We start from the raw sequence: 3,036 nt of genomic DNA on the forward strand, positions 1-3,036 counted from the left end.
TTTTAGTATCATTAGGCAGATAGTGTTGTGTGCTAAAAACTTTTATTTGATCGTCACCTTTTATCATACTGCGTTTTTGGTAAGCGATATACCAAACAAGGATTTATTGTGCCTGCTAGTTCTGATTCTGCTCAATCTAATGCTCTGCCGACTCTAAGCAGTGCTCACCTTAGCCAATTTGCAGGAGAAACAGCCAATCACTGGCTACTGCCTGATGGCGTCGTTGACGTCCTATTTGATGATGCGCAAAAGCAAGAAATCCTGCGTCATCAATTGATCCAGCAGCTTATCACCCACGGCTATCAGCTGGTTAATCCGCCGATAATTGAGTTTACTGAGTCTCTGCTAAGAGACGCCTCAGAGGATCTAAAAAGGCAAACTTTTAAGATTATCGATCAGCTGACTGGGCGTTTGATGGGGGTGCGCGCGGATATTACTCCGCAGATTTTGCGTATTGATGCTCATCACGGCGGCAGAGCAATCGCTCGCTACTGTTATGCAGGCGACGTTATTCATACGTTGCCATCGGGCTTGTTTGGCTCGCGTACGCCGCTGCAATTAGGCGCTGAGATTTTTGGCTGTCATGCTATTGACGCCGATATCGAGCTGATAGATGTGCTGATGACGATGATAACGGCGCTAAAAATGAGCGCTAATTTGCACATTGACTTAGGTCATGTGGCTATCTTTAAGCGTCTAAGCGAGCTAGCTGAATTATCAGATAATGATACTGAGCAGCTCATGTATCTCTATGCCAACAAGAACTTGCCAGAGCTTAAACGAGTCTGCCAGTCCCTGCCGATGGGCACAGATTTTTATGTCCTAGCACGCAATGGACACGATACCGAGCAGCTATTGGCAAAGCTATCAGATGATGCCAAGCAAGACAAACAAATTGCTAGCGCGATCGATGAGCTACAACTGCTTACAAGCCATCTACAGGATAAATGGCGATGCGATGTGAGTATCGATATTACTGAGCTCTCAGGCTATCACTATCATACAGGCATCGTCTTTAACGGTTATATCAATAGCGAGACCCAGCCTTTAGTGCGCGGCGGACGATTTGATGGGATGAGCGGTAGTCAATTATCGAACGAGCCTCTATTGAACGAGCTTAAGCGCGCGGCGACAGGGTTTAGTATGGATGTCAGTCGCCTGCTAGCTCATGTCAAACTAGATGATGCCACCGTTGTCCTTGTAGATTACCAAGCGAGCAGTAATGCTGACGCGAGTCAGAAACAGGCGCTACAGCAAAAAATAGTACAGCTACGTGAGCAGGGCAATCGCGTGACTATGCCGTTAAATGAGCAAGATAGTCCGCAGGGCATGACGCATCGACTCACACTGCATAATAATGACTGGCAATTGATCGCTGTTTAAACATATAGCATTTATAACGGCACCAAAAGTTTATTAAATACACTCGTACCGTTTTATAGTAGCGCAATTATCAGATGTATCAGTACTACCAAAGGTAAGCTGATAAGTTTGAGAGTAAGCTGGTTTAAAACGAGTACTCAATACAGTAGCGTAAGGATTTATCATGGGTAAGAATGTCGTAGTTTTGGGTAGCCAATGGGGCGATGAAGGCAAAGGCAAAATCGTTGATTTGCTGACTGAAAAAGCCACTGCCGTTGCACGTTTTCAGGGCGGTCATAACGCAGGTCACACCTTAGTGGTCGACGGAAAAACGACTATTTTGCATCTGATTCCATCAGGTATCCTACGTGAGGGCGTGACTTGCTTTATTGGTAATGGCGTGGTGCTAGCGCCTGACGCTTTGCTCAAAGAGATGAGGGAGCTTGAGGCTAACGATGTTCCGGTACGCGAGCGTTTGCGTATCTCGCCCAATTGCCCACTTATCATGCCGTATCATGTGGCACTTGATCAAGCTCGTGAAGCTCGCCGCGGCAGTGGCAAAATCGGTACGACAGGTCGCGGTATTGGTCCTGCCTATGAAGACAAAGTCGCTCGCCGTGCAATCAAGCTTGCTGATCTGTTCCGTGATGATCTAGAAGAAAAACTACGTAACCTTATTGAGTATCATAACTTTCAGTTGACGCAGTACTATAAAGTCGATGCTATTGACTTTGATGAGACGCTCAAGCTGTGCCAAGAGTGGCGCGAGGAAATCAAAGGCATGGTCACTGATGTCACTGAAGATTTAAATCAGTTGCGTTTAGCGGGCAAGAATTTGATGTTTGAAGGCGCGCAAGGCACGCTACTCGATATCGATCATGGCACTTATCCGTTTGTCACCAGCTCTAGTGTTACCGCAGGCGGCGTCTCTACGGGTACGGGTATCGGTCCTTTATACTTAGATTATGTTTTAGGTATCACAAAGGCCTATACCACCCGCGTCGGTAGCGGTCCGTTTCCAACGGAGCTGTTTGATGATGTGGGCGCGCATCTTGCTCGTGTTGGTCATGAGTTTGGTGCGACGACGGGACGTGCGCGTCGCTGTGGTTGGTTCGACGCCGAAGCCCTGCGCCGCGCTGTGGTATTAAACTCATTGTCAGGTATCTGCTTGACTAAGCTTGATGTATTAGACGGTTTAGAAGAGCTGATGATTGGTGTGGGTTACAATCTGCCAGAGACTGAATGCGCAGGCGCTCATGATGCTGAGTTTTATGAGTCTGTGACGCCAAAGTACGAAACCTTGCAAGGTTGGAGCGAGTCAACAGTCGGTATCACTAACTATGATGATCTGCCAGAAAATGCCAAAATCTACATCAAGCGTATCGAAGCACTCATCGATTGTCCTATCGATATTATCTCAACGGGTCCTGACCGCGAAGAGACTATCGTACTGCGCGATCCGTATGATGCTTAATTGATATTTTGCTGACAGTAAATAAATAGCTTTTATTTAAAAGGTCTCAATAAGTATTGGGGCTTTTTGTTTTTGGGTCTATAGTTATCTTTTACTAAGAGACAATTATAAATTATTCCTATCATTTATAGCGTCAATCATTATAATAGGCAGCAATCACACGTTTAGGCGCAGATATACGCATTAGTATGCCTAAACGT

General features: G+C 46.0%; 2 protein-coding genes. Both read left to right on the plus strand.

The annotated features are described in order from the left end of the window. Positions 1-108 precede the first annotated feature (108 nt). Complete coding sequence (locus tag ACTXGO_RS11760; protein ID WP_435950563.1) at positions 109-1,383, plus strand: ATP phosphoribosyltransferase regulatory subunit; 1,275 nt, start codon at positions 109-111, stop codon at positions 1,381-1,383. Between the two features lie 163 nt (positions 1,384-1,546). Then, positions 1,547-2,836, plus strand: coding sequence for an adenylosuccinate synthase (locus ACTXGO_RS11765; RefSeq protein WP_435950564.1), 1,290 nt, complete (start codon positions 1,547-1,549; stop codon positions 2,834-2,836). Positions 2,837-3,036: the final 200 nt, after the last annotated feature.

The sequence above is a fragment of the Psychrobacter sp. T6-1 genome (assembly GCF_052258445.1).

Bases quoted from the DNA above. Each gene is read 5' to 3' on its own strand.
- ACTXGO_RS11765 (WP_435950564.1), top strand. From the start codon at position 1,547: ATGGGTAAGAATGTCGTAGTTTTGGGTAGCCAATGGGGCGATGAAGGC.